The organism is Nonomuraea fastidiosa, from assembly GCF_042751225.1.
Taxonomy (GTDB): Bacteria; Actinomycetota; Actinomycetes; order Streptosporangiales; family Streptosporangiaceae; genus Nonomuraea; species Nonomuraea fastidiosa.
Genome location: NZ_CP170570.1, coordinates 3,240,053 through 3,259,068, shown reverse-complemented (window position 1 = coordinate 3,259,068; position 19,016 = coordinate 3,240,053). Strand labels below are relative to the sequence as shown.

16 protein-coding genes are annotated in these 19,016 nt (G+C 70.3%); 9 read left to right on the top strand and 7 right to left on the bottom strand.

Features of this window, described 5'->3' with window-relative positions; all coding sequences use genetic code 11:
- Window positions 1-16: 16 nt before the first annotated feature.
- From ACFMQL_RS14880 to ACFMQL_RS14870, 3 genes are all read right to left on the bottom strand, one after another.
- Window positions 17-1,105, bottom strand: coding sequence for a glycosyltransferase (locus ACFMQL_RS14880; RefSeq protein WP_364061866.1), 1,089 nt, complete (start codon window positions 1,103-1,105; stop codon window positions 17-19).
- A 19-nt stretch (window positions 1,106-1,124) separates the two neighbouring features.
- A complete protein-coding gene (locus ACFMQL_RS14875; RefSeq protein WP_364061864.1) occupies window positions 1,125-2,372 on the bottom strand; it encodes a nucleotide sugar dehydrogenase in 1,248 nt (415 codons plus the stop codon).
- 130 nt (window positions 2,373-2,502) lie between these two features.
- Window positions 2,503-4,188, bottom strand: coding sequence for a glycosyltransferase family 4 protein (locus tag ACFMQL_RS14870; RefSeq protein WP_364061861.1), 1,686 nt, complete (start codon window positions 4,186-4,188; stop codon window positions 2,503-2,505).
- A gap of 56 nt (window positions 4,189-4,244) precedes the next feature.
- On the opposite strand from ACFMQL_RS14870, the gene wecB reads away from it, so the two are divergent.
- The 3 genes from wecB (at window position 4,245) to ACFMQL_RS14855 (ending at window position 8,516) form a co-directional block, all read left to right on the top strand.
- Window positions 4,245-5,375: a non-hydrolyzing UDP-N-acetylglucosamine 2-epimerase gene (gene wecB, locus ACFMQL_RS14865; RefSeq protein WP_364061858.1), complete on the top strand. Its 1,131-nt coding sequence runs from the start codon at window positions 4,245-4,247 to the stop codon at window positions 5,373-5,375.
- A gap of 54 nt (window positions 5,376-5,429) precedes the next feature.
- On the top strand, window positions 5,430-7,466 hold the full coding sequence (locus ACFMQL_RS14860; protein ID WP_364061855.1) for a glycosyltransferase: 2,037 nt from the start codon (window positions 5,430-5,432) through the stop codon (window positions 7,464-7,466).
- Window positions 7,467-7,550: 84 nt separating this feature from the next.
- Window positions 7,551-8,516, top strand: coding sequence for a winged helix-turn-helix domain-containing protein (locus ACFMQL_RS14855; protein WP_364061852.1), 966 nt, complete (start codon window positions 7,551-7,553; stop codon window positions 8,514-8,516).
- Between the two features lies 1 nt (window position 8,517).
- Here the strand turns inward: ACFMQL_RS14855 and ACFMQL_RS14850 are convergent, their stop codons facing one another.
- On the bottom strand, window positions 8,518-9,192 hold the full coding sequence (locus tag ACFMQL_RS14850) for a hypothetical protein (RefSeq protein ID WP_364061849.1): 675 nt from the start codon (window positions 9,190-9,192) through the stop codon (window positions 8,518-8,520).
- A 250-nt stretch (window positions 9,193-9,442) separates the two neighbouring features.
- On the opposite strand from ACFMQL_RS14850, the gene ACFMQL_RS14845 reads away from it, so the two are divergent.
- The 6 genes from ACFMQL_RS14845 (at window position 9,443) to ACFMQL_RS14820 (ending at window position 15,435) form a co-directional block, all read left to right on the top strand.
- Window positions 9,443-10,975, top strand: coding sequence for a hypothetical protein (locus tag ACFMQL_RS14845; RefSeq protein ID WP_378785915.1), 1,533 nt, complete (start codon window positions 9,443-9,445; stop codon window positions 10,973-10,975).
- Window positions 10,972-11,832 (top strand): PrsW family glutamic-type intramembrane protease, encoded by an 861-nt coding sequence (locus ACFMQL_RS14840; RefSeq protein ID WP_364061843.1) that lies wholly within the window; start codon window positions 10,972-10,974, stop codon window positions 11,830-11,832. The genes ACFMQL_RS14845 and ACFMQL_RS14840 overlap by 4 nt, the downstream gene beginning before the upstream one ends.
- A gap of 164 nt (window positions 11,833-11,996) precedes the next feature.
- The gene (locus ACFMQL_RS14835; RefSeq protein WP_364061840.1) at window positions 11,997-14,090 is read left to right on the top strand and encodes a nitrate- and nitrite sensing domain-containing protein; all 2,094 of its coding nucleotides are present in this window, start codon (window positions 11,997-11,999) and stop codon (window positions 14,088-14,090) included.
- Between the two features lie 13 nt (window positions 14,091-14,103).
- Window positions 14,104-14,511 (top strand): roadblock/LC7 domain-containing protein, encoded by a 408-nt coding sequence (locus ACFMQL_RS14830; protein WP_364061837.1) that lies wholly within the window; start codon window positions 14,104-14,106, stop codon window positions 14,509-14,511.
- The gene (locus tag ACFMQL_RS14825; RefSeq protein WP_378785914.1) at window positions 14,508-14,882 is read left to right on the top strand and encodes a DUF742 domain-containing protein; all 375 of its coding nucleotides are present in this window, start codon (window positions 14,508-14,510) and stop codon (window positions 14,880-14,882) included. The genes ACFMQL_RS14830 and ACFMQL_RS14825 overlap by 4 nt, the downstream gene beginning before the upstream one ends.
- Window positions 14,863-15,435 carry an ATP/GTP-binding protein gene (locus tag ACFMQL_RS14820; RefSeq protein ID WP_364061831.1) on the top strand — a complete coding sequence of 191 codons (573 nt, stop codon included), beginning with the start codon at window positions 14,863-14,865 and terminating at the stop codon, window positions 15,433-15,435. Before ACFMQL_RS14825 ends, ACFMQL_RS14820 begins: the two co-directional genes overlap by 20 nt.
- A gap of 22 nt (window positions 15,436-15,457) precedes the next feature.
- Here ACFMQL_RS14820 and ACFMQL_RS14815 read toward each other — a convergent pair whose 3' ends face one another.
- Genes ACFMQL_RS14815 through ACFMQL_RS14805 form a run of 3 tightly spaced genes read right to left on the bottom strand, consistent with a single transcriptional unit; the run spans window position 15,458 to window position 18,821 of the window.
- Window positions 15,458-15,832 (bottom strand): DUF742 domain-containing protein, encoded by a 375-nt coding sequence (locus ACFMQL_RS14815; RefSeq protein WP_364061828.1) that lies wholly within the window; start codon window positions 15,830-15,832, stop codon window positions 15,458-15,460.
- Window positions 15,829-18,090: a nitrate- and nitrite sensing domain-containing protein gene (locus tag ACFMQL_RS14810; protein ID WP_378785913.1), complete on the bottom strand. Its 2,262-nt coding sequence runs from the start codon at window positions 18,088-18,090 to the stop codon at window positions 15,829-15,831. Before ACFMQL_RS14810 ends, ACFMQL_RS14815 begins: the two co-directional genes overlap by 4 nt.
- 56 nt (window positions 18,091-18,146) lie before the next feature.
- Window positions 18,147-18,821 (bottom strand): DUF998 domain-containing protein, encoded by a 675-nt coding sequence (locus ACFMQL_RS14805; protein WP_378785912.1) that lies wholly within the window; start codon window positions 18,819-18,821, stop codon window positions 18,147-18,149.
- Window positions 18,822-19,016: the final 195 nt, after the last annotated feature.

Below are 19,016 nucleotides of genomic sequence, written 5' to 3'. Positions count from 1 at the left end.
ACCCGCCCCTCGTTGGTTACGGCTTGACCCCGGCCCAGGCCTCCAGCTGCGCCACGAACCGCTTGGCGGAGTTGGGCCAGTGGTGGTTGGCGCGGGCCGCCGCATAACCGCGTGCGCCCTGCCGCCGCCGCTCCTCCTCGTCGTCGCGCAGCGTCAGCACCGCCTGCGCGACCGCCTTCGGGTCCTCCCACGGCACCACGACGCCGCTGTCGTAGCGCTCGACCAGCTCGACCGCGCGCGGCGACGGCGTGGTGATGACCGGGATGCCGTGCGCCATGTACTCGACGATCTTCGTCGGCATCGAGTGCCGGTAGTTGGGCTCGTCGTGCAGCAGCGACAGGCCGGCGAGCGCGCCGTCGAGCCGCTTGAGCGCCTCGTCGTTGGGCATGAAGTCGCGCCACTCCAGCAGGCCCTCGGTGACGGCCTTGTTGAGTATCGGGCGGCTCTGCGGGTCGGCGTACCCGATGAGCTCGACCGCCACCTGGTACGGCTGGAGCAGCTTGGCCACCTCGACCGCCTCGCACACGCCGCGCGCCCGCGACAGCCACCCGAGGTAGACCACCCGGTCGTCGCCGGGCGGCGTCACCGTGTCGGGCACCCACGTCTCGTTGGGCACGATGAGGTGGGCGTGCTTGAACCGGCCCGCGTACGCCGTCTCGGCGAGCAGCAGGTGCAGGTGCCGCTCGGCGGTGCCCTCGAGCAGGCGGGCGAGGAAGCGTACGGGCGGGCGCAGCATCGCGGGCAGCCACGGCTTGAGCGAGAGCGTGGCGGGGGTGTCCTCGTGGACGTCCCACACCACCGGCGGCCTGTTGCGCACGCCCCACACGGCGAACAGCAGCTCGGGGTCGTGGATGAGCACGAGGTCGACCTTGTCGCGCATGCGCTTGAACAGCCGCCGCGCCGCGAGCACGGCGGCGATGCGCTTGCGCTGGGCCGCCCGCGGCAGGTCGACGCCGTTGACCCAGGGCCTGGGGACGACGCCGTGCGCGGTGTAGGAGGCGGCGTACGTGACCTCATGACCGGCGTCCACGAGAGCGCGGATCTGCCGATGCAGGATCCTCGCGTCCTCGGGGTTATGCACCACCGTCATGACGAGCACGTGCACTGCGCGCAGCCCTCCGTCGCTACAGCCGCTCGACGCGTTCACCCTCGGCGAGCACGCCGCGGGTATCCAGCACGAGCTTGGCCTTCGCCTCGACCATGTCGAGATCGAACGCGGAATGCTGCTGCAGCAGCAGCGTCACGTCCGCGTTCGTCACGGCCTCCGCCAGATCCTCCTCACGCTTGACCGGGGTGCCGTCGACCGACCACTCCTTCACATAGGGGTCCGCGAACGACAGCTCGGCGCCCAGCTCCAGGAGCGCCCGCGCCACCGGCAGCGCCGGGGTCTCGCGTTCGTCGGCGATGTCCGGCTTGTACGTGACGCCGAGCAGCACGACCTTGGAGCCGTTGACGGCCTTCTTGTGCCGGTTGAGCAGGCGCTGCGCGCGGGCGACCACGTACGACGGCATCCGCTCGTTGATCTCCTGCGCCAGCTCGACGAACCGGAACGGGTAGCCGAGCTTGCGCACCGTGTACGACAGGTACGACGGGTCGACGGGGATGCAGTGACCGCCGACGCCGGGCCCCGGCAGGAACTTGTGGAAGCCGAACGGCTTGGTGGAGGCGGCCTCGATGGCCTCCCACAGGTCGATGCCCAGCTCGTCGCAGAAGATCGCCATCTCGTTGACGAGCGCGATGTTGACGTGCCGGTAGGTGTTCTCGAGCAGCTTGGCCATCTCGGCCTCGCGGGTGCCGCTGACCGGCACGACCCGCTCGACGAACCGCCCGTAGAACGCCATGGCCCGGTCACGGCAGGTCGGGGTGTAGCCGCCGACCACCTTGGGCGTGTTGCGCAGGCCGAACTTGGGGTTGCCCGGGTCGATGCGCTCGGGCGAGAAGGCGAGGTGGAAGTCCTCGCCCGCGACGAGCCCGGACGCTTCGAGCAGCGGTCTTGCGACCTCGTCGGTGGTGCCCGGCCAGGTGGTGGACTCGAGCACGACGAGCGTGCCCTTGGTGAGGTTGCGGGCGACGGCCTTGGTCGCGCCCTCCACGGCGGACAGGTCGGGTCGATGGTCCTCGTCCAGCGGGGTGGGCACGCAGATGACGATCGTGTTGCTTCTGGCCAGCACGGTCTCATCGAGCGTGGCGCTGAACCCGTTGGCCAGCATGTGCTCGAGGTCGGCGTCGGTCAGGTCATCGATGTACGACCGCCCGGCGTTGAGCGAGTCGACCTTCGCCGGGTCCACGTCGAGGCCGACGACCCGGAGGCCGGCGCTCACCGCCTCCTTGGCGAGAGGCATGCCGACGTAGCCCAGACCGATGACAGCCAAGTCGATTTCTGTCACAGCTGTGCCTTTGGGAGCCGGAAACAACACTTCATGGTGGCAAAGGTTATCTCAAGTCCACCTAGCTCACGCCTAATGCGAGCGAACCAGTCACAAGAGACAGCCATCTGAACGGTCAACGTTCGGTAAGTGAACGGTATAGAGCTTGATAAGTCTCGGCAACGCGGCTCCACGTGCGCTTGGCCGCGACCTCGGCCTTGCCCGCCTCGCCCATCTCCCTGCGCTTGGCGGGGTCGTCGCGCAGCCCGGCGATGGCCTTGGCCAGCGCCTCCGGATCGCCTGCGGGCACGAGCATCCCGGCACCGTCGGAGCCGACCAGCTCGGCCAGCGCGGGCAGATCGCTCAGCACGACCGGCTTGCCGAGCGCCATCGCCTCGACGGGTTTCAATGGCGTAACAAGTCGGCAGACCCGGAGGTCCTCGCGCGGGCAGGCGAAGATGTCGATCGCGTCCTGGGCCTGCAGCGCCTCGTCGGGGCCGACCCGGCCGGGCAGGATCGCGTCCTTCAGCCCCAGCTCCTCGACCAGCTGGAGCAGGTTCTCGCGCTCGGTGCCGTCGCCGACGAGCAGCACGCGTACGGGAGAGCCCTCGTCGCGCAGCAGCGCCGCCGCCCGCAGCAGTGTGGCGAATCCCTCATAGGCCACGATGCTCGACACCGAGCCGACGACGATCTCGCTGTCGGCGATGCCGTACGCCCTGCGGAACGAGGCGCCGTCGTACTGCGCCGTCAGCAGCGAGTCGTCCACGGCGTTGGGCGCGAGGTGGATCTTCTCCCTCGGGACGCCGCGCTCGACGATCTCCTGAGCCATGGTCTCGGCCAGCGTGACGACCGCGTCGGCCTCGCGCATCAGGAACGCCTCGCGCTCGCGCTGGAGCACGTGACGCTGGCTGCCGACCCTGATCGGGTTGCGGGAGGCCCAGGTCTCCTCCAGGAAGCCGCGGACCTCGTACACGAACGGCGTGCCCGTGCGGTCGCGCACGGCGTGGGCGACCGAGCCGTTGCGGTGGTCGGTGGCCGCGTGCAGGATCTGCGGGCGCAGCTCGGTCACGAGCTTGGTGACCCGGTCGGCGCCCCTGATGATGCGGCCCTGCGTCTCGAACGGCATCTCGATGCCCGGCTCGGGCAGCAGCCGGTGGTAGGGGATGCCGTCGATCTCGTCGTACGGCGCCGCGTCGGCGTGGCCCTGCAGCATCGGCCAGCCCCAGCTCGTGACCACGTGCGGGTCGATGCCCGCGGCCTTCTGGGCGGTGACGATGCGGTGGGTGCGCACGGTGTAGCCGGCCTGCGTGTACGGCAGCGCGTTCGTGACGACGTGGAGCACCCGGTTGCGGACCCGCTCCAGGATGGCCACCTTCGGGCCCGGCGGGATCGGGTCGGGGCTGATCGCGGCCAGCTCGCCGCGGTAGTAGGCGGCCCTGCGCTTGACGAACGGGTACTTGGTGTGGGCCTCGAGCACCGCGGCGGCCTCGCTCACCCGCCCGGCGTCCCAGTGCTCCTTGGCCTCGTTCCACGGGCCCTTGACCACGCGCATGCCGAACTTGCGTACCATGCGGCGGGCCTTGCGGGCGGCCGGCCAGGCGACGCTGCCCACGACGGGACGCAGCTTCGGCGGAAGCGTCTCGGCCGCGGCCTGTGCCACGCGGACCGGGTCGGTCCTGACCTTCGTCCACACCACGCGGGAGACGATGACGGGGTGGTTGACGAACCCCCTCAGAAGCCCACCGACGCCGGCACGGGCGGACTTCGCGGAGACCCGGTCGTTCGTACGGGAGGAGTCTTGACGACTGGCGTCGGATGCCACGGTGGGACCGTACCATAGGCAGCGTTTTTTCCCTTCCGCTATGAAAGGCGAGGTCAATGAGGGAGAACCCCCTGGTCCTGCACGTATTGGGCGCTCGCCCCAATTTCGTGAAAGCGGCCCCGGTGGTGCGGGCACTCGGCGAGCTCGACGTGCGGCAGGGCATCATCCACACCGGTCAGCACTACGACGCGCTCATGTCGGACGTCTTCTTCGCCGACCTCGGGCTGCCCGAGCCGGTGGCCAATCTGGGCGTCGGATCCGGCAGCCACGCCAAGCAGACGGCGGCGCTGCTCGTCGGTCTCGAAGAGGTCGTGCAGGAGCAGGACCCGGACCTGGTCGTGGTGTACGGCGATGTGAACTCGACGCTGGCCGCCATCCTCGTCTGCGCCAAGCTGGGGGTGCCCACGGCGCACGTGGAGGCGGGGCTGCGCTCCTACGACCGCAGCATGCCCGAGGAGGTCAACAGGGTCGTCACCGACGCGCTGGCCGACGTGCTGTTCGCGACCTCGCCTGAGGCGCTGTCGTACCTGGCATCCGAGGGCGTGCCGGCGCACAAGGTGCACCTCGTGGGCAACCCGATGATCGACAGCCTCTTCTCCGCGCTGCCCAAGCTCGACCCCGCGCCGATCAAGGCCAGGCTCGGCCTGCCCGGCCGGTACGCGGTGGCCACCCTGCACCGCCCGGCCAACGTCGACACCGCCGAGGCCGCCAAGGAGCTCGTGGACGCGGTGCTGGAGGTCTCGCGTCAGGTCCCGGTCGTGGTGCCGGTGCACCCGCGCGGCAAGGCGCGGCTGGCCGAGGCCGGTCTCGTGGACGGCGAGACCGTCAAGGTCATCGACCCTCTCGGGTATGTGGACTTTCTCTCACTCGTACGCGGCGCCGCGCTCGTCGTCACCGACTCCGGCGGCGTACAGGAGGAGACGACCATGCTGGGCGTCCCCTGCCTGACGGTCCGGCCCAACACCGAGCGGCCGATCACGATCACGCACGGCACCAACCGCCTGGTCACGCCCGCGCTGCTGCCGGTCGCGGCGGAGAAGGCGCTGGCCGACGGCGCCGCCACCCCGGCGGGCGAACTGCCGGTGCTGTGGGACGGCAAGGCGGGCCCGCGGATCGCCACGGTGATCGCCGCCTGGCTGAAGGGGGACAACCTCGCGCCGGCCTCTCAGGCCAAACGCCCCGAATAGCGGCAAACCCCGCCGTAGTATGAAACACCTCCGCTGAGCGATAGGCGTACCACCATGGCCGAAACCCCCGAACAGCCCACGTTCCAACGGCTCGGGCCCGTCAACTGGCTGCCCGAGGAGCGCAAGCTCGTCGAGCGTTACGAGGCGGAGGTCAGGGAGCTGCGCAAGCGGCTGGAGATCGCCGAGGCCAAGGCCGCGTACGCCACCTGGAAGCTGGAGGCCACGCAGGCCAAGCGGACGTACAAGCTGGGCGAGGCCCTGGGTTCGAAGAAGCCCAGGAAGATCGTCGAGGCCGTACGCTCGCGGGAGCGCGCGCCCAAGCCGCCGATCCCGGTCAGCGAGGCCATCCAGCAGGCCGAGAACCGGCCGCCGCTCGTCGAGGTGCCGCCGGTCAAGTGGCCGAAGGGCCCGATCAACCGGCCCGACCTGAAGGTCGCGGTGATCCTCGACGACTTCTCGCGCATGGCCTTCCGCTACGAGTGGGACCAGATCGAGTTCGGGCTCAAGGACTGGAAGGACATCTTCGCCGAGAAGCGGCCCGACCTGCTGTTCTGCGAGTCGGCCTGGCACGGCAACCAGGGCCGCTGGCGCTACCAGATGACCGGCACCAACGCCCCCAAGGAGCCGCTGCGCGAGCTGGTCGCCTGGTGCAAGCAGGAGGGCATCCCCACGGTCTTCTGGAACAAGGAGGACCCGCCGAACTTCGACTTCTTCATCGACACGGCCAAGCTCTTCGACTACGTGTTCACCTGCGACGGTGACATGATCCCGAAGTACCGGGAGGTCCTCGGGCACGACCGGGTCGACGTGCTGCAGTTCGCCGCCCAGCCGCGCGTGCACAACCCCATCCAGCAGAACAAGGGCCGCCTGCACGACGTGGTCTTCGCCGGGATGTACTTCCGCGACAAGCACCCCGAGCGGCGCGAGCAGATGGAGATCGTGCTCGACCCGGTCAGGGAGCTCGGCCTGCACATCTTCGCCCGCAACGGCGAGGTGGACGAGAAGTACGCCTGGCCGGAGAAGTACCGGCCGCACATCGTGGGCGAGCTGCCCTACGACCAGATGCTGGCCGCGTACCGGATGTACAAGGTCTTCCTCAACGTCAACTCCGTGCTCGACTCGCCCACCATGTGCGCGCGGCGCGTCTTCGAGCTGTCCGCCTGCGCCACCCCCGTGGTGTCCGGGTGGTCGCGGGCCATCGAGGAGACGTTCGGCGACCTCATCCCGATCGCGCGCGAGCCGGTCGAGGCGTACAACCAGGTGCTGCACCTGATCAACAGCCCCGAGCTGCGGGCCCGGCTCGGGCACCTCGCGATGCGCGAGGTCTTCGACAAGCACCTGTTCTCGCACCGCGTGGACCAGATCCTGCAGAACCTCGGCCACAAGGTGACGCCGCGCTCGCGCTCCATCAGCGTCGTGCTGCCCACCAACCGCGCCTCGCAGATCGAGCACGCGATCTCCTCGGTGGCCAAACAGCGGCACCGGCCGCTCCAGCTCGTCATGGTGCTGCACGGCCTCGACATCGACCCCGTCGTGGTGGCCGACAAGGCCAGGATGGCCGGCGTCACCGACGTCGTCGTCCTGCCCGCCGACCCCTCGCTCACCCTCGGCGCCTGCCTCAACCTCGGCATCGCCGCCGCCGAAGGCGAACTGATCGCCAAGATGGACGACGACAACCTCTACGGCGAGCATTACCTGTCGGACCTGGTCAGGGCCTTCGACTACTCCGACGCCGAGCTGGTCGGCAAGGGCGCGCACTACGCGTACTTCGAGGGCATCAACACCACGATGCTGCGGCTGCCCGGCCTGGAGCACCGGTACTCGTGGCTGGTGCAGGGCGGCACCTTCCTCGGCAAGGCCGACTTGTTCCGCAAGTACCAGTTCGCGGACATCACCCGGGGTGAGGACACGCACCTCGTACGCCGGCTCAAGGAGGACCGGGTCAAGATCTACTCGGCGGACCGGTTCAACTTCGTGTACTGGCGCAGCGCCGACACGAAGATGCACACCTGGCAGGCCGACCACATCAAGCTGACCCGCAACGCCCAGTTCTCCTTCGTCGGCCGCCCGGACGACCACGTGCTCATCTGAGACGTCACGTGACGCAGCGTTACATTCGTCTACATATGATGACGAAGCGGAAAGTGTGCCGTAAGTGGGTGAAGGGGCGCGTTCGTGCATACGAGCCTGCTCATCGAACGCATCGACCGCGTGCCGGTGACGGTCACCCTGACGCCCGGCCTGTCGATGCTCGCTTTGATCACCGACGCCCTGGCGGGCCGCGCGCGGGGCGCGCCCGAGGCATGGCGGCGGCTGGTGCGCTCGGCGGCGCGCCGGCCCGACCCGACGGTGGTGCGCTCGCTCGCCAGCCCCGGCTTCAGCGTGCTGCCCGACCTGGTGCTGCCCGGTGAGTTCACCCGCGACCTCGACGTGCCCGACCAGCTCGACATGCTGCGCGACCTGCCGGGTGACGCGCTGGTCGAGGAGGTGGAGACGATCGTCGGCGGACGCCCGCCCGAGCACTGGCGGCCCGCGCTCACGCACCCGCACCGCTGGCTGCACGGCTACGCCGCCCTCCTGGAGGAGGTCTGGTCGGCGATGCGGCCGGTCTGGGAGCGGGCGCGGCCGCTGCTGGAGCGCGAGGTGGAGCGGGTGGCGGTGGCCGCCGCGCGCCGCTCGCTCGACGTCCTGCTCAACAGCCTGCACCCCAACTGCCGCTACCGCGACGACACGCTCAGCTTCCCCGACTTCGAGCCCGAGCACTTCACGATCGGCTCACGCGGCCTGGTGCTCATGCCCATGCTGGCCGGCCCCGAGGCGCTCATCTCGCGCCTCGACGGTCCCGAGGCCGTCTGGCTCGGCTACCCGCTGCCGGGCGCCGACCTGCCGCCGCGCCGGCACGAGGACCGCCTGCGCCTGCTCGTCGGGGACGTGCGCGCGGCCATCCTGACCGCGCTGGAGCGCCCGCTGACCATGGGCGCGCTGGCAAGGCGCGTCGGCTACGCGCCCAACGCGGTCAGCTACCACTGCAACCGGCTGGAGTCGGCCGGGCTGATCTCCCGGCGGCGCGACGGGCGGGAGATCTACGTCGAGCGCACTCCCCGCGCCTCGGTGGTGGTGGACCTCTTCGCGGGCTGGTGAGCTACCTGCTCGCCCTGGCGAGGTTCTGGTCGGCGAGGTCGGCCAGCTCGTACAGGCCCTTGGGCTTGACCTGGCGGCCGACGACGAGCATGGACATGACCGTGGTGCCGCGCCTGATCATGACGGAGCCGATCTGCGCGTTCTGGTCGCCGCCCTTCGCGGTCGTCAGGTAGGCGCGCGACTGGTCGCCCTTGGTGGGCATGTCGAGCGTCCGCGTGGTGTACGTGACCGGCGTGCCCCCGACGTCGGCCGTGTACGAGGTGCACTTCTCGGGCAGCGCGGCGGGGAAGTCGGGCTTGGGCAGCGACACGACGGCCTGGCTGATCGAGCCGCGCTCGGCGGAGAAGGCGATCACGGCGGCGGGCGACTGGGCGACCTCGGCCTTGGCCGCGTCGAGCTGGGCCGCGCCCGCGCACTCGGGGTGCTGCAGCTTGGCCTGGCGTACGGCCTCCAGGCCCTGCTGGGTGGACTTGAGCGAGCCGAACGCGCCGGTCTCGGGGCCGTAGGCGACCTGCATGCCCTTGGGCACCGGCAGCAGGGCGGCGCGCAGCCGGTCGGCCTCGGCGGCCGACGGCGCGGACGGGGCGGTGGCGGCCGGGGCGGACGGCTTGTCGGCGGCGGAACATCCGGCGAGTACGAGTGTGCTCAGAAATATGCCGGAAACTGCTTGACGCATGGGTTCTCCATTTCACTCCAGCGGCATTGTGGAAACGTTAGAGGAAGCAGCGCACGAGGGGCCGCGCAACGTCGCTATCCGCGGGATTAAGCGGCTTCGGGAGCCATTTACCGTTCGCCCTGCGTAACGGGCTCCACCTCGGTGGATGCACCCACAAAACGGCATCAGCTGTAATGGGGCGGGCAAAATGTTCGCCGATGTGCTGCGCGCCCCTGTGCGGCTTTTCCCGGGCGCTGCCGATGATCGCGGCATGAGCCTGACCCCGCGCGATCTCGGCATGGATGTTCCCATTTCCCGCCGCGACTTCTTCGACGGGATCGCCGTCGGCTGCGTGGCCGCGACCGCCGCCCCGTACGCCGCCGCGCCCGCGCGGGCGGCCCAGGAGCCCTCAGGGCCGTCCGCGCTCCGTACGCCGTTCACGGTGCTCGGCGACACCGGTGAGGCGCTCAGCGTCCCGCACGCGCTGCGGGACGGGCGGTTCTGGGAGCACGCGGGCACCCCCGTGCCGACGGGCGAGCACTACGGGCTGGTGGTCGTGGGCGCGGGCCGCAGCGGGCTGGAGGCGGCGGCCGAGTGGTCGCGCCGCCGCCCGCGCGACCGCGTGCTGGTCCTGGACAACCATCCCGAGGGCGGGGCAGGGCGCGAGCCGCTGCGCCGGGGTGTGGCGTTCGACGCCGTGATGTGCGACAGGGAGAGCTTCGGCGCGGACACGCTCGTCACGCTCTCCGGCCCCGGCTGGATCGACTGGCTGCCGATCGACGGGCAGGCGCGCAAGGACCTGCGCACCCTGTACGACGACCCGCCCGACTGGCTGCCCGGCCTGTCGCGGGAGGCCAAGGAGGAGCGGCTTGCGGGGCTGACGTACTCGGCGTTCCTGCGCGAGGTGTGCGGCGCGCACCCGGACGCCGAGCGGTTCTGCCGCACCATGTCCGCGCCCGAGTGGGGCTACGACACGCGGGCGTTCGGCGCGATCGACGCCTGGGGCACCGGCTATCCGGGCTTCGACGGGCTGGGGCTCGACCGGTCGAGGCCGTCCCGGTACAACTCGGCGACCGTACGGGCCGAGTGGCACGGGGCCGCGCGGGAAACGCCCGCCCCGCAGGACGCACCCGTGCGATGGTCGAGTCCCGTGGTGTCCGTGCGGGACGGCGCGCGTACGGCGACCGTCGGCTACTTCGACGGGCACCGGGTGCGCACCGTCGAGGCGGGAGCCGTCATCCTGGCCTGCCCGAGCGCGGCCGTCCCGTACCTCGTGCCCGATCTGCCCGAGGAGCGGCGGCGGGCGCTGTCCAGGGCCGTACGCGTGCCGCTGCTGCGCGCCGAGGTGCGCCTGAGCGACCCCGAAGCGTGGCGGCGGCTGGGCGTGCGCAGGGTGCGGTGGACGGGGGCGTACTGGTGCGCCGCCGAGTTCGCGCCGCCCGACCGGGTGCGGCTGCTGGCCACGCCGTGCCGTTCGGAGCTGGGTCCCGACGCGGGCTCGGCGGCGGGGCGGCGCGAGCTGTTCAGGACGCCCTACGAGGTCTTCGAGCACACCGTGCGCGATCAGCTCGCCAGGCTGCTCGGCCCGGCCGGCTTCGACCCGGGGCGCGGCATCGCGGCGATCACCGTGCACCGCTGGGGACACGCGATTCCCCCGGAATATCGGCGACCGTGGCACGAGTTTCATCCGGACGGACCGTCCCCTGCGGACGCGGCGCGCGGGCGCTTCGGCCGGATCGCGATCGCGGGCTCCGACGCGGGCGACGGCGCCGCCGTGCTCGCCGTCGAGGAGCTGACGAGATGAAGAGACTGTGGCCGCGGATCTTCCTGACCGGTCTCGTCCTGTGGCTGGCGACCGTCGTGGTCACCGCCTGGACGGAGAACCCCAACCTCGTGCCGACCGTGGTGCTGTTCGGCAGTTTCCTGGTCCCCGTGACGTTCGTGGTGTGGGCGTACGGGCGGGGCCGCTCGCCGGTGGTGACCGTCGAGCTGCTGTTCAAGGCGTTCGTGATCGGCGGCGTGCTCGGGGTGCTCGGGGCCTCGCTGCTGGAGAACTGGCTGATCCGCCCGTCGCTGCTGATGTACGTGCTGGTCGGCCTCATCGAGGAGGGCGTCAAGCTGGCCGCGCTGGTGTTCGTCACCCGTCACGTGGCCAGGCGCTTCACCAGGGACGGCGTGGTGCTCGGCGCGACCGTGGGCTTCGGCTTCGCCGCGTTCGAGAGCGCCGGGTACGCCTTCAACGCCCTGTTCACCGCCGACGGGCTGTCGCTGACCCAGCTCGTGGAGACCGAGGTGCTGCGCGGCATCCTCACCCCCGTCGGCCACGGCCTGTGGACGGCGATCACCGGCGGCGTGCTGTTCGCCGCGCGCGGCCGGCTCTCCGCACCGGTCCTGCTGACCTACCTCGGGGTCTCGCTGCTGCACGCGCTCTGGGACTCGATGAGCGCCATCGCCATCGCGATCACGCTCGTGCTGACCGGGCGGCCGTGGCAGTTCGAGCTGCTGCGCATCGGCCGGGTGCCGGACGTGTCGGCGTGGCAGGTGCACGTGTACACGCTGGTGAACTGGGCGGGACTCATCGTGATCTCGCTGGTGGCGCTCGTGTGGCTGTGGGGTGTGGTGTCCGGAGGACGCCGCGAGAGGGAGATCTTGTCCCAATAATCACGAGAATGAACGTGTTCCCCCCACTGCGCCGGAAGCATAATCGGTGCTAGTCTCCTGTGCGATCTTCCGGAGGTGTATTTACACAAGGTGTGGAAATGCCCCCGACTCGAGGTTGGGACATGGGCTCGCGAAACCGGTCTATTCGGTTCAAGATCTTCTTATTGCTGCTGCTACCCCTCCTGTCTCTGAGCGCGCTGTGGGGTTTCGTCCTCAACCTCACCATGGGCGACGCACAGTCACTGCTTCGTGCGAACACCCTTTACTCCACCATCGGCGTCACCTCCATGGACCTGGGAACTCAGCTCCAGGCCGAACGCGTGCGCTCCGCGGAGACGGTCACAACGCGTCAACTCTCCGACGTGGTGCGCGCCCAGCGAGCCCGCACCGACCGCTCGGTCGCCGACTTCCGCAAGGCCGTCACCGAGGCGGGCGGCGCCGTCGACGGCAGCCTGCGCCGCCCGATCCAGGCCCTCGACAAGGCGCTCGACAACCTCACCGCCATCCGGGCCAACATCGACAACGGCTCCGCCTCACGGCTGTCGGGGCTCAACGCCTACAACCGCATACTCGACGCCCTCTTCGCCGTCTACGACCACATCGTCACCCTCCCCGACCTCACGCTCTCCCAGCAGGCGTCCTCGCTGCAGGCCATGGGCCACGCCAGGGAGTACATCGCCAGGGAGAACGCGCTCATCGTCGGCAGGCGCGCGGGGCAGCGGCTCAGCGAGGCCGAGGCGACCGCCTTCACCGAGTACGCCGCCTCCAGGAAGTTCCTGTACTCGCGTGGCCTCGCCGGTCTCGACGTGGCGCTGCGGCGGCCGTACGAGCAGGTCTTCGCCACCGAGCCCTACCTGAGCTTCGTCTCGCTCGAAGACCGCGTGATCAAGACCGGGGCGCCGCCGCATGACATCGCCGCCTGGCACGAGACCATGGACCGGCTCGCCTCCCGCCTCGACGACCTCAACGCCTCCTCCACCGCCACCCTGGCCGAACGCGCCTCCGGCGCCGCCATCGCCACCCTCGTCAAGATCTCCATCGCGGGCGGCCTCGGGTTGATCGCCGTGCTCGCGTCGATCATCATCTCTGTACGCTTCGGTCGTCGCCTCGCAGGAGAGCTGGCCGGGCTGCGTGCCGCCGCGGTCGAGCTGGCGCAGCAGCGGCTGCCCGCGATCGTGGCACGGCTGCGCAAGGGTGAGGACGTCGACGTACGGAAGGAGGCCAAGCCGATCAAGGTGAGCGGATCCGCTGAGATCACCGACGTGGCCAGGGCCTTCGGTTCCGTGCAGCGCACCGCCGTCGACGCGGCGGTCGGCCAGGCCGCGCTGCGGCGCGGGATCGGCCAGGTCTTCCTCAACCTCGCCCGCCGCAAGCAGGGCCTGCTGCACCGCCAGCTCGCGCTGCTCGACGGCATGCAGCGGCGTACGCACGACCCCGACAGGCTCGAAGAGCTGTTCCGCCTCGACCACCTGACCACCCGCATGCGGCGGCACGCCGAGAGCCTCATCGTGCTCTCCGGCGCCGCGCCCGGACGGGCCTGGCGCAAGCCGGTGCCGGTGATCGACATCGTCAGAGCCGCGATCGCCGAGGTCGAGGACTACACCCGTGTCTCGGTCGAGACCATGCCGGCCGGGGCCGTCGAGGGCACCGTCGCCGCCGACCTGACCCACCTCGTCGCCGAGCTGATCGAGAACGCCACCATCTACTCGCCGCCCGACACCACCGTCGAGGTGCGCGGCGACCTCGTCAGCAACGGCTACGCCATCGAGGTCGAGGACCGGGGGCTGGGGCTGTCGGCCACCGATTACGCGCGCTACAACGCGCTGCTGTCCAAGCCGCCGGAGTTCGACCTGGCGGACAGCGACAGGCTCGGCCTGCTCGTGGTGGCCACGCTGGCCCAGCGGCACGGGATCAACGTGCTGCTGCGCCGCTCCCCCTTCGGCGGCACGACCGCGATCGTGCTGGTGCCGCGCTCGGTCGTCACCGAGCAGAGCGCCCTGGAGGCGGCGGGCGGCGGCGGCAAGGCCGAGCTGCCCAGCCGTACGCGGAAGAAGGCGCTGGCCGTCGTGACCTCCGGCACCCACAACGGGCTGCCGCGACGCGTCCGCCAGGCCAGCCTCGCACCGCAGCTCAAAGAACCACCGCCGGAGCAGGAGCGGCAGGCAGAACGCTCTCCCGACGAGGTACGCGACCTGTTCTCCGCCTTCCAGCGGGGAGCCCAACGCGCCCGAGAAGAAGCTCCTGAGGAGGGGCCATGACTAAGGGGGATGCATGACTGTGCCGACCGCCAACACCGGTGAGCTCAACTGGCTGCTCGACGACCTTGCCACCAGGGTCGCAGCGGTGCGCCAGGCGGTGATCCTGTCGACCGACGGGCTCGCCGTCGGCCACTCGAAGGGTTTGACCCGTGAGGACGCCGAGCACTTGTCCGCCGTGGCCGCCGGTTTCCAGAGCCTCGCCAGGGGCACCGGACGGCATTTCGGCGGCGGTGACGTGCGCCAGACCATCGTGGAGATGGAGTCGGCGTTCCTGTTCGTCACGGCGGCCGGCCAGGGCACCTGCCTGGCCGTGATCGCCGAGGCGAACGTGGACGTGGGCCAGATCGCGTACGAGATGGCGATGCTGGTCAAGCGGGTGGGCCAGCACATCACGACCAATCCGCGCGCTGGAGCGTCATGAGCGACGGCCCGCAGTGGTTCGATGAGGAGGCGGGACCCGTCGTCCGCCCCTATGCTCTGATTCGCGGCAGAACACGGTCGTCGGGCGACATGTTCGACCTCGTGGCCACCGTGCGCACGCTCGGCGACCCCGAGGCGGAGCCCGGCGACGACCTCGGCCCCGAACAGCGCCACATCCTGCGGGCAGCGCGAAACCCGATCTCGGTGGCCGATCTCGCCGTCGAGCTCGATCTGCCCGTCGGTGTCATCCGGGTCATGCTGGGTGACATGCGTGACAACGGCCTCATCTCGGTGACGTCGCCCTCCGCCGGAGGCGCGCGGTCGAATGAGCGCATTCTCAAGGAAGTGATCAATGGACTCCGTGCTCTCTGAGGACCCCGTCGCGCTCAAGATATTGATCGCGGGCGGGTTCGGCGTCGGCAAGACCACCCTGGTGGGGTCGATCAGCGAGATCAAGCCGCTGCGCACGGAAGAGGTGCTCTCCGACCGCGGGATCGGCATCGACGACCTCGACGGCGTCGAAGGCAAGAACACCACGACCGTCGCGATGGACTTCGGCCGCATCACGATCCGCGAAGGGCTGGTCGTCTACCTGTTCGGCACCCCCGGGCAGGAGCGGTTCTGGTTCATGTGGGACGAGCTGTCCTACGGCGCGCTGGGCGCCGTCGTGATCGCCGACACCCGGCGGCTGACCGACTGCTTCCCGTCCGTCGACTACTTCGAGCAGCGCGGCACGCCGTTCGTGGTGGCCGTCAACTGCTTCGACGGCGCCCAGCGGCACAGCGTGGACGACGTGCGCATCGCGCTCGACCTGGACGACGACGTGCCCGTCATGCTCTGCGACGTGCGGCGGCGCTCGTCGGCCAAGGAGGTCATGATCACGCTGGTCGAGCACTCCTTGCGGCAGCTCACCTCGGCCAACTAGCGGCCTGCGCGCCCCGGACCCGCTACAGGGCACGCAGGCCGTTGATCACCTCGCGGAGCAGGCTCTCCGACGGGGTGGCGGCCCTGTCGCGCGGCGGGCGCACCGTGACCAGGTTGTGTTCGAGCAGATCGCCGATCAGCACCCGGACGACACCGACGGGCAGGCCGAGATCCGAGGCGATCTCGGCGACCGGCTTGTTGTGACCCGACACGCAGCTCAGCAGCCGCCGGTGCTGGGCGCTCAACTCGGCCTTGGCCGGGGCGGACGCCCCCGTCAGCACGACGGTCGCCAGCAAGTCGACCTCGGCGGAGGCGGGCCTGGTGCGTCCGCGCGCGACCGCGTACGGCCGCACGACGGGCCCCGCCTCCTCGTCAACCCACTCGTGCTCGCGGCTCACGATCGAGATCCCCCATCCTGCTCGCTTTCCTGCCGGCCGCGCTGCCAGCCCGACTGGAGCGAGGAGAGCAGTGCCCTGGCCTCCTCAGGCGAGCGCTCCTCAGCGGCCGGAGCCGGCCCCTGAGCCGGTCCCTGAGCCCGTGTCTGACCGTTGCCGGGCTCAGGAGCCCGCCTCAGCCGCTGCCGCTGCGGCAGCCCTGTGGTCCGCTCACGGCGCGGCAGCTGCTGGGGTGGCGGGTCGTCCTGGGGCGGCGCCTGCCTCGGCAGCACCGCCCCGGCGTTGTTGCGCTTGCTCGTACGGATACGGCGCGGCAGCCCGCCCGGCCCCGTGGGCTCCGACCTGACCACCGACACCGGGACCGGCTCGGGATCCGGCGGTGCGGGCGGCGCGATGGGCTCCACCAGCGAGGCCGGCACGAGCACGATCGCGGTGGTGCCTCCGTACGGTGACGGCTTGAGCGTGACCTTCACCCCGTGCCTGGCCGCCAGCATGCCCACGACGGCGAAGCCGAGCCGCTCGGTCTGCGACGGGTCGAACTCCGGCGGGCTGGCCAGGCGGGCGTTGATGGCCCTGCGGGTCTCCTCGTCCATGCCCAGGCCGCGGTCTTCGATCTCGACGGCGAAGCCCCTGCCGACCATCTCGCCGTGCACCGAGACCTCGTTGTTCGGGGAGGAGAAGGAGGTGGCGTTCTCGATCAGCTCGGCGAACAGGTGCATGAGGTCGGCCACGGCCGCGCCGGAGACGCCGCACTCCGGCATCGGGTAGACGCGGACCCGGGTGTACTCCTCCACCTGGGCGGCGGCGCCGCTGAGCACGTCCTCGATCGGGATGGGGCCGCGCCACCTGCGGCCCGCGGAGCCGCCCGACAGCAGCACCAGGCCCTCGGCGTGGCGGCGCATGCGGGTGGTGAGGTGGTCGAGCCGGAACAGCCGCTCAAGGGCCTCGGGCTCCTCGGTCTGGCGCTGCATCTCGTCCAGCAGCTTGAGCTGGCGCTGCAGCAGCGACTGGCTGCGCCTGGCCAGGTTGCGCAGCGCCTCGGCGATGCCCTCGCGCAGCCTGGCCTGCTCGACGGCGGCGTCCACGGCGGTGCTCTGCACGCTGTCGAAGGCCGCCGCGAGGTCCTTGACCTCGCTGGTCGCCTTCTCGCCGACGGTGATCGGCGGGGCCTCGGTCGCGATGTCGACCTTGTCGCCCTTGCGGAGCTTGGCGACGACGTCCGGGAGCCTGATCTCCGCGAGGTCGAGCGCGGTACGGCGCAGCGCGCCCAGCTCGCGGGTGAGCCGGCGGCCGACCCGCACCGAGATGACGACGGAGAAGATGACCGCGATCAGGCCGAGCGCGCCCGCGACGCCGGCCCGCACCACGACCGCCGTGCCCGCGGGTTCCATGCGGGCCAGCAGCTTGTTGCCGGTGGTGGAGATCGCCTGGCGGTACTCCGTGCGCACCTGGTCGGAGATGCCCCGCCACAGGTCGAGGTCCATGGGCTGGCCGCTGATGTACGCCTCCAGGAGGTTCTCCATGGTGACGTAGCGGGAGCTGTAGTAGAGCTTCTCGAACGGCGCCCGCAGCTCGGTGTCGAGGTTGGCCAGGGCCTTGGGGAACTCGTACCTCCTGGCGCCGTCGAGGCTGGCCAGCATGTGCACGTCGTGCATGCCCGCCTTGCCTTTGGAGGCGATGACCAGGGCGTGCTCCCTGGACAGCAGCTCGCGGGCCTGGTCGGCGGCGATCAGGCCCTGGGCCTGGAGCGCGAGCTCCAGGTCGGTGCTGACGGTCAGGCGGGAGTAGAGCAGGTGGATCTCGTCGGAGATCCTGGCGTACTCGGTGACCAGGGCGCTCGGGGTGAAGCGGCGATCGTCGGCCTTGCGGCGGATGTCAGGCAGCCGGTCGATCGCCTCGAAGACGGTCGAGAGCTGGGTCTTCATGTCCTCCGTCAGCGCCGACTGGGTGTCGTCGGACGTGGCGGCCTGGCGGAAGTTCTTGACGCGCTCGTCCACCTTGGCGCGGGCCTTGGCGATGGCGTCCTCGTCGCCGCCCGATCCGGCCAGGCGCTCGGCCGTCTCCAGCCGCTCGGTCTGGAGGTCGGCGATCAGCCAGTCCGCGTGGTTGATCACACCCGTCCAGATGGTCTCGACCTTGAGCAGGTTGAGCGCCTCACCCAGCGTGGTGCTCGCGGCGAAGCCCCATAGCGCTACCAGGGAGACCAAGGGGATGACGAGCAGCGTCGAGATCTTGAATCGGATGGATCTGCCCGATGCCATGACACCTGCTCCCGGATAGAAGATCGCGGGAGAGAATAGCATCGAAACACATGGTTTTAAGATCGACTAGCGATAAATCTGTGATATGTCGGGAAATTTATCGCCTTGCGGGTGCTCCGCTGCCACGTCAGCACCACCAGGCCGGCCAGTACGGCGAGCAGCGCCACCTCCGCACCCAGCAGCAACCGCTCAACGAGACCGATCATGACCCGCTCGCCCGGCAGCGCCACGTAGGTGATCGCCAGCAGCCCGAACCCCCCGGCCAGCGACACCCACTCCACCGCCCGCGCCACAGGCTTCCAGGCGGCGTCTGAGGCCAGTCTGGGCACCAGTAGCGCTCCCGCGGCCGGGAGACTCACGAACGCCGCCACGGACGTGTACCGGTGGATCTGCGCCGCGAGGTCGAGGTTCTGGCCGATGGGTGTGGTCGGGACGGCCGCGGCCACCACCAGGGCGCCCGACCACACCATCAGCAACCGCTCGGGCCATCCCCGCACGGGCGCCCCCGACGCCCGCAGGCCCAGCAGCAGCGCGAGCGACCCGATGCCCAGCACCGCCATCGCGGTCTCCGTGACGCCCCCGCGGTCGGCCACGGCGTACTCGCTGACCGTGACGTTCACGGGGTCGAGCTGCGGATCGGGGACGAGCTGCCCCGCCACCACGGCCACCACCGAGAACAGGATCGCGGCACAGGCGATCCAGGGGCTGAGCCTCGTCACTGCTGCGGTCATGCGCCCAACTCTTCCGCCAGTGCGGGGCCGTACACATCGGGCCTTTCCCCCTATCCACCCCTGACCCGACCCCTAGAGGACACCCCTGAACCCCCCTGAATGATCATTTGCGAGGGTGGAAAAATCCGATCATCGAAAATCCCGGTCCCGCGCCCGGAAAATACGACGCCCCCGCCGGCGTCGCGTGCAGGCGGG